6 protein-coding genes are annotated in these 7,905 nt (G+C 74.7%); 5 read left to right on the top strand and 1 reads right to left on the bottom strand.

The window, feature by feature from the left end; all coding sequences use genetic code 11:
- The first annotated feature begins 174 nt into the window (after positions 1-174).
- The 5 genes from ACZ6SQ_RS31840 to moeZ all read left to right on the top strand — a co-directional run bounded on the left by ACZ6SQ_RS31840 (position 175) and on the right by moeZ (position 6,775).
- The gene (locus tag ACZ6SQ_RS31840) at positions 175-2,028 is read left to right on the top strand and encodes a DUF3492 domain-containing protein (RefSeq protein WP_469568243.1); all 1,854 of its coding nucleotides are present in this window, start codon (positions 175-177) and stop codon (positions 2,026-2,028) included.
- 53 nt (positions 2,029-2,081) lie between these two features.
- Positions 2,082-3,467 (top strand): hypothetical protein, encoded by a 1,386-nt coding sequence (locus tag ACZ6SQ_RS31835; protein ID WP_469568255.1) that lies wholly within the window; start codon positions 2,082-2,084, stop codon positions 3,465-3,467.
- 360 nt (positions 3,468-3,827) lie between these two features.
- Entirely contained in the window at positions 3,828-4,796 is a 969-nt protein-coding gene (locus ACZ6SQ_RS31830) for an NAD-dependent epimerase/dehydratase family protein (RefSeq protein ID WP_469568242.1), read from the top strand.
- Complete coding sequence (locus ACZ6SQ_RS31825; RefSeq protein WP_469568240.1) at positions 4,784-5,533, top strand: spherulation-specific family 4 protein; 750 nt, start codon at positions 4,784-4,786, stop codon at positions 5,531-5,533. The genes ACZ6SQ_RS31830 and ACZ6SQ_RS31825 overlap by 13 nt, the downstream gene beginning before the upstream one ends.
- A 63-nt stretch (positions 5,534-5,596) precedes the next feature.
- Entirely contained in the window at positions 5,597-6,775 is a 1,179-nt protein-coding gene (gene moeZ / locus ACZ6SQ_RS31820; protein ID WP_389336276.1) for an adenylyltransferase/sulfurtransferase MoeZ, read from the top strand.
- Between the two features lie 148 nt (positions 6,776-6,923).
- On the opposite strand, the gene ACZ6SQ_RS31815 is transcribed toward moeZ, so the two are convergent.
- Complete coding sequence (locus ACZ6SQ_RS31815) at positions 6,924-7,754, bottom strand: glycoside hydrolase domain-containing protein (protein WP_469568238.1); 831 nt, start codon at positions 7,752-7,754, stop codon at positions 6,924-6,926.
- Positions 7,755-7,905 lie beyond the last annotated feature (151 nt).

Genomic DNA, 7,905 nt, shown 5'->3' with positions numbered 1-7,905 from the left:
CCCCCCCCCCCCCCCCCCCCCCCCCCCCCCCCCCCCCCCCCCCCCCCCCCCCCCCCCCCCCCCCCCCCCCCCCCCCCCCCCCCCCCCCGCCACCCTCTTGTCCCCTTACGTTCGTCCCGCTGCGAGCCGCCGGGTCAACGGCGGCTCCTGATACGGGAGATCGGGGGTGCACTCGTGCGCATCGGACTGCTGACCGAAAGTGGCTATCCGTATGTGAACGGTGACGCCAGGCTCTGGTGCGACCGGCTGGTGCGCGGACTGGACCAGCACGAGTTCCACGTGTACGCGCTCAGTCGCGACGAACGCCAGGAGGACGAGGGCTGGGTCGCGCTGCCACCGCAGGTCAGCCGCGTGCGGACGGCCCCGCTGTGGATGGCCGACGACGACGGGGTGGCCTATGGCCGACGGGCCCGGCGACGTTTCGCCGACTGCTACGGCGAGCTGGCCGCCGCCCTGTGCGCGGCAAGCGCCGAGGCCGCGTCGTCCCCGCCGTCCACCGCCGAGGCGGACCGTTTCGCCAGCGCGCTGTACGGTCTCGCCGAGCTCGCCCGCGACGAGGGCGGCCTGGTGGCGGCGCTGCGTTCCGAGACCGCGGTGCGCGCCCTGGAACGCGCCTGTCGCGCGCCGGGCGCCCCCCGCGCCGCCCACGAGGCCCGGGTGCCCGACCTGCTCGCGCTCGCCGGACACCTGGAACGCGCCCTGCGCCCGCTGTCGTTGGGCTGGTACGAGGACGAGGGGCTCGGCGCGGTCGACCTGTGCCACGCGGCGTCCGGCGGCCCCGCCGCCCTGCCGGGGCTGCTCGCCCATCACCTGTGCGGGGTGCCGCTGCTGGTGACCGAGTACGGGGTCCGGCTGCGCAGCCACTACCTCGCCACCGGCGCGCACGAGGCCCCCGTCGTACGGGCCCTGCTCGCCGCCTTCCACGGCCGGCTCGCCGCCGAGACCTACCGGCGCGCCGCCTACGTCACCCACGGCAACAGCCATGTCCGCCGCTGGCAGGAACGCTGCGGCGCCGACCGGGCCAAGCTGCGCACGGTCCACCCGGGACTGGACACGGAACGGTTCGCCGAGGTCGGCGAGGCGCCCGAGAGCGCCGACCCCGAGACGTTGGTCTGGATCGGCGGCGTCGAGCCCGCCAAGGACCTCGTCTCGCTGCTGCACGCCTTCGCCGAGGTCCGCCGGGAGGAGCCGAAGACCCGGCTGCGGGTGATCGGCGCCGCCGTGGGAGCCGACGGCGCCGCCTATCTCGCCCACTGCCGGGGCCTGGCCGCGCAGCTGTTCCCCGACGAGGCCGACGGGCCCCACGCGGCCGGCGACAACCCCGTCTCGTTCGAGGAGGTCGGCGAGCCGGACGTCCCGGACCTCGCCGACGGCTACGCCTCCGGTGCCGTGGTCGTCCTCTCCAGCGTCGTCGAGGGATTCCCGCTGGGCCTCGTCCAGGCGATGCTCTGCGGCCGGGTGACCGTGTCGACGGACGTGGGCGCGGTCGTGGAGGTCATCGGCGGCACGGGGCTCGTGGTGCCGCCGCGCAATCCGCGGGCCCTCGCGGAGGCGTGCGTGGCCCTGCTGCGCGACCCCGAGCGGCGTGCGCGCCTCGGGGCCGCCGCGCGCGCCCGGGCGCTGGAGCTGTTCAGCGTCGAGCGGTGCGTCGAGGCATTTCACGGCGTCTACCTGGACATCGTGGCGCAGTGCCCGGTCCGGCGGGTCGTCCTCGACGAGGCGGGGGAGCCGTTGCCGTTCGCCGTGCCTGCCGAGGCTCATGCCCCCGGGCGCTGGCCGGCGCCCGCCCTCGCGCCCGCGCCCGGCTGGGCGGCGGGTCCGCCCGTGCGGGCCACGGGGAGAGGCGGTTCCGCGCGGGGTGGTGCCGGGCGGGGTGGTTCCGCGCGAGGCGCGGCTCAGCGCGGGGTCGCCGGGCCCGGTGCGGTCGGGTCCGGCACGGTCGTGCCTGGTGCGGTCGGGTTCGGTGGGGCCGGGTCCGGTGGGGTCGTTCCCGGTGTCGCCGGGCGCGCGGCGGAGGGAGCGCGGTGAGCGGCGTGCGTGACGTGAGCGGCGTGGACGGACGCGAACGGGAGCCGTGGGGGATGCCGGGCGGAGCGGGGGGCTGGGACGAGCGGGCCGGTGGTGGCCCTGCGGGGGGTGTCTCCCCGGTGGGTGTCTCTGCGGGCGGTGACCCGGCGGCCTGGGGCCGCTCGGTGCAGGGCGCGGAGAGCGGTGGCCTCGCGGTCGACGGGGGGCGTGAGGCGGGGGACCGTGAGACGGGTGAGGGGCGTGCGGCCGGTGGCGGGCGTGCGGCCGGGGCCGGGCAGGCGGGCCGTCGTGGGGCCGACGGGGGGCGTGCGGCCGGGGCCGGTCGGAGGCCCGCTCCCCGGCGGGGTGCCGCCGACCCCGTCAAGGCGTTGATGCACCGTCACCGGGAACTGTGCGAGCGGGCCGTGGACCCGCTGGAGATCGCGGCCGGACTGGAGGCCCACGGGGTCACCGACCGGACCGCGGCCCGGTTCCGCCACCGAGACGTCTTCTCCCTCGCGGAGGAGATGTACGCCCGGGTCCCGCGCGACGCGGACACCCGGGCACGTGCCGTCGGACTCCCCGCGCCCGCCGCGGCCCGCATCGGCTGGGCGCTGCTCGCCCTGCTGCCCGGCGCCCTGTGCGCGGCGGCGGTGGCCGGGCTGCGGCTGACCGACGGACAGCCGCGGCTGCTCGTGGCCGTGGCAGGGACCCTCGCCCTGGTCCTGGGCGTACGCCTGGCCGTCCGCCGAGGGCCGTTACGCGTCCACCGCGCCCCGTCGGCCGCCCGGCCGCCCGTCACCGGCGTCTGGACCGGCTGGCTCGTCGGCTACGCCGCCCTCGGCGACGGACTGCTCCGGTCCAGCGTCACCGGAGGCCCCGACACCCTGCCGGACGGCGCGTCCGACGGGCCCTGGCCACTGGCCACCGCCGCCCTCCTGGCCCTCGCCCTCGCGTGCGCCCCGGCCGCCTGGTGCGCGCACCTCTTCGCCGCCGAGGCCCGGCGCAGACTCACCGCCAGCCGGGGCCTGGAGGAGTTCGCCTCCGCCGTACGGCCCTTGCTGCTCGGCTCGTTCGCCCTGTTCATGGGCGCGCTGGCCGCGCTGCTCGTGCTGTGCGGGGAGGCTCTGGACGAGGCCGTGGGGTACCCCGGGATCCTCGGCCTCGGCGCGCTCCTGCTGCTCGCCCGGCTGCTGGCCGCGCACGGTTTCACCCACGCGCCGGCGGTGGTGCTGACCGCCTGCGCCGCCGCCGAGGGCGCCGCGCTGGGCACCGTCCTCGCCGGGCGTCTGCCCGGGTGCGGCTTCCTCTCCGTGCCGGTCGAGGAACTCGTGTCCGCGTGGGGGCCAGGCAGCGTTCCGGCCCTGATCTGCGCGGCCGGTGCGCTGACCCTGCTGATCCACGCCGGGCGCACGCTGACGCTCGCCTCGGCGCACGCCGAACCGGTGGCCTCCCGGTGAGCGGCCCGCGGCCGGTGAGCCGTGGCCCGGGGGCGGGCCGTGGCGCGGTGAAACGTGCCGCCGTGGCCCGCCGGTCCGTTGGCTTTCCGTCCGTTGGCCTTCGGTCCGCTCGGTCCGCTCGGTCCGCTCGGTCCGCTCGGTCCGCGACCGACGTACCCCCCACGCTCCCTGCGGCCGCCGCCCGCGCCGCCGAGAACACCCGAACTCGCACCATCCCCCTGAAGGACTCGAAGGAGAAGACCAGATGACCACCTCCCGATCCGGAGCACCCGGAGCCACCGGCGTGACCGGAGCCGCTGGAGCGGCCCGACCCGCCGGGGCCTCCGGAGCCGTCGGCGCGCACACCCCGGGAGCCGCGCGATGAGGGTCCTGCTGATCGGAGCCAACGGCTACCTCGGCCGCTTCGTCGCCGACCGCCTGCTCGCCGACCCGGCCGTCCAGCTCACCGCGCTCGGCCGCGGTGACGACGCCGATGTCCGCTTCGACCTCGCCTCCGGCAGCCCGGGAGCGCTCACCCGCTTCCTGGACGCGGTCCACCCCGGTGTCGTCGTCAACTGCGCGGGCGCCACCCGCGGCGGTGCCCGCGAGCTGACCCGGCACAACACCGTGGCCGTGGCCACCGTCTGCGAGGCCCTGCGCCGCAGCGGCTGCGGCGCCCGCCTGGTGCAGCTCGGCTGCGCCGCCGAGTACGGCCCCAGCCAGCCCGGCTCGTCCACCGCGGAGGACGCCGTCCCACGCCCCGGCGGCCCGTACGGCGTCAGCAAGCTCGCCGCCACCGAACTCGTCCTCGGCTCCGGCCTCGACGCCGTGGTGCTGCGGGTCTTCTCGCCGGCCGGACCCGGCACCCCGGCAGGGTCGCCGCTCGGCCGGCTCGCCGAGGCCATGCGCCGCGCGATGCAGTCCGGCGACGGTGAGCTGAAGCTCGGCGGCCTCGGCGTCCAGCGCGACTTCATCGACGTGCGCGACGTGGCCAGGGCGGTGCACGCGGCCTCGCTGTCGGCCGCCCAGGGCGTGATCAACATCGGCTCGGGACGGGCCGTGCGGCTGCGCGACGCCGCGGCCGTGCTCGCCCGGGTGGCCGGCTACGGCGGCGCCCTGCACGAGCTCGACGGCCCGCCCGGCGCCCTGCGGCCCGCCATCGGACACCCGCGCGGCGACGCCGACCACACGGGGCACGCGGCGCCCGTCGCCTACCCCTACCCGGACGGCTGCGGCAGCTGGCAGCAGGCCGACGTCCGTACCGCGCGCGACCGGCTCGGCTGGCGGCCCCGTATCAACCTGGAGGAGTCCCTCGCGGACATCTGGATGGAGGCGGCATGCCGCATCTGACCAGTACCAGGGCGGGCAGCGCGTGTACCGACGTCCGCACCGGCCTGGGCATCCCCGGCTATGCGCACCCGCTGCTCGCCCCGGCGGAGTGGGGCGAGCTCACCCGCCCCGGCACCCCCGTGCACTGGGCCGTCCTCGACGTCGCCGACGGGCCCGGCGTGCGCCCCGACCCGCACTGCCTCCAGGCGGCGGGCCGTCTGCGCAACGCGGGCGTGCGGGTGCTCGGCCGGCTCGACACCACGTACGGGGCCCGGCCGTTCGCCGATGTGATCTCCGACGCACAGCGCTATCTGGACTGGTACCGGGTCGACGGCTTCCTGCTCGACCGCTGCCCGGGCGAGCGCGCCGCGCTGCCCGGTGTCCGGCGGATGGTCACCGTCCTGCGCGGAATGGCCGAGGCGTCCCATCTCGTGCTCGGCCACGGCGTCCACCCGTACCCCGGATACGCCGAGGCCGCCGACCAGTTGGTGACCTTCTCCGGCCCGTGGACCGACTACCGCTGGTCGCAGGTGGCGGAGTGGACCGCGGAGTATCCGCCCGAGCGGTTCTGCCATCTCGTCCACGGTGTGCCGGGTGTCCATCTCGACGAGGCGCTGCGCATCGCGCGCTGGCAGGGAGCGGCCACGATCTGGTTCACCGACCGCACGGACCGGGGCGGCGAGGCCGATCCGTGGGAGGCGATGCCCGGTTACTGGGACGAAATCGTCTCGCGGATCGGAACGGGTGTCTCGGAATGAAAAAGCCCATGGCAGTGTTACGCGGAGAACAACCGTAGTGATTGACCGACCAACGGAGTCCCCGTGTCGCTGCCACCCCTGGTCGAGCCGGCTGCCGAGCTCACCGTAGACGAGGTCCGCAGGTACTCCCGCCACCTGATCATCCCCGACGTGGGGATGGACGGGCAGAAGCGGCTGAAGAACGCCAAGGTGCTCTGTGTGGGCGCCGGCGGCCTGGGCTCGCCGGCACTGATGTACCTGGCCGCCGCGGGCGTGGGCACCCTCGGCATCGTGGAGTTCGACGAGGTCGACGAGTCCAACCTCCAGCGCCAGATCATCCACAGCCAGTCCGACATCGGCCGCTCCAAGGCCGCTTCGGCGCGGGACAGCGTCCTCGGCATCAACCCGTACGTGAACGTGGTCCTTCACGAGGAGCGGCTCGAGGCCGACAACGTGATGGACATCTTCAGCCAGTACGACCTCATCGTCGACGGCACGGACAACTTCGCGACCCGTTACCTGGTCAACGACGCGTGCGTGCTGCTCAACAAGCCGTACGTCTGGGGCTCGATCTACCGCTTCGACGGCCAGGCCTCCGTGTTCTGGTCCGAGCACGGCCCCTGCTACCGCTGCCTCTACCCGGAGCCCCCGCCGCCGGGCATGGTCCCCTCCTGCGCCGAGGGCGGTGTCCTGGGCGTGCTGTGCGCGTCCATCGGCTCCATCCAGGTCAACGAGGCCATCAAGCTCCTCGCGGGCATCGGCGAGCCGCTGGTCGGCCGCCTGATGATCTACGACGCCCTGGAGATGCAGTACCGCCAGGTCAAGGTCCGCAAGGACCCGAACTGCGCGGTCTGCGGCGAGAACCCGACCGTCACCGAGCTCATCGACTACGAGGCCTTCTGCGGCGTCGTGTCCGAGGAGGCCCAGGAGGCGGCGCTCGGTTCGACGATCACTCCCAAGCAGCTCAAGGAGTGGATCGACGAGGGCGAGAGCATCGAGATCATCGACGTCCGCGAGCAGAACGAGTACGAGATCGTCTCCATCCCGGGCGCCAAGCTGATCCCGAAGAACGAGTTCCTCCTCGGCACCGCCCTGGAGGGTCTGCCCCAGGACAAGAAGATCGTCTTGCACTGCAAGACGGGTGTCCGCAGTGCGGAAGTCCTCGCCGTCCTGAAGTCCGCGGGCTTCGCCGACGCGGTCCACGTCGGTGGCGGCGTCATCGGCTGGGTCAACCAGATCGAGCCCGAGAAGCCGGTCTACTGACCGGCCCTGCGGCCCACCCGCACGACTGAAGAGGCCCACGGCGCTGACGGGTTCAGCCGCCGTGGGCCTTTGCCGTCCCCTGTCCCCCTCGCCGGGCCGTCCGCGGACGGCCCGGCTCGAGCCCGCGACCGACGGGGGGCACTCGGCGTCAGCCGACGATGGCGACCGGGGCGTCCCAGGCGTTGCGGTCGACGGTGATGGTGTGACCGCCGCGGGTCTCCTTGCTGTTGGCCTTGTACTGGTGGGCGCGGCTGTGGCCGGTGTACAGCTTCGGGTCCCAGGGCCAGTCCCTCGTGGTGGTCTCCTGGTTGTTCCACAGCGCGTACCAGAGGTTGCCCGGCAGGTCCGTGCGGTCCTTGGCGGTGGCGACGGCCTTGGCACTCGAACTGCTGAACCCGTAGAGGCCGGCCCGGTAGGTCTTGGCGCGCAGGGTCCTGGTGAAGGACCGTACATAGGCCAGGGTGGCGTCGTTGCAGGCCTTGTCGGTGATGTCGTACGCCTCCATGTTGAGGTAGACCGGGCTGCCGGCCTTCATGCCGAGCGCCGACGCCTTGGCGATCGCGTCGTTGGCGTTGCTCGCTCCGACCGAGACCGCGGTGGCCGCGGTGAACCTCTCCTTGTTCGCGCTCCTCTGGCACGGCGGCTGGGCACCGACGTAGAGGGGAACGACCCGCCAGCCGAGGGAGTCCACCGACTTCACCCAGGACCTGGTCAGGTTGGGCTGGGCGCAGCCACGGTTCCTGCCGCCGATGTAGACCGCCACGCCGCCGTAGTAGCCGTCCCTCTTCCACGCCTTCATCGCGGTGAGCGAAGGCGCCGTGCAGGCGTCGAACGCCCGGCCGGTGTAGGTCTTCTGCGCCGGCCACGCCGTCGCGGCCATCGAGGTCTGCGCCGCGATCCCGGCACCGGTCACGACGACGGCAGCCGTCGTCGCCAGGGCTGTGTAGCGGCCTCTTCTGGACAGCCGGTGCTTCGGCATTCCCCACCCCATCCGATATCCGGCCCCGGGCGCCCGGGGCCGGATCACCCTATCCGGGGGCGGCGGGGCCGGCGTCGCCCGCCCCGCCGGTCCTCCCCGTGTCCGGCTCGCTGCAGACAGCGCCATGGCGTCCCGGGGGGGGGGGGCGTGG

The organism is Streptomyces sp. NPDC048600 (assembly GCF_055587025.1).
This window is presented reverse-complemented; position numbering and strand designations above follow the sequence as displayed.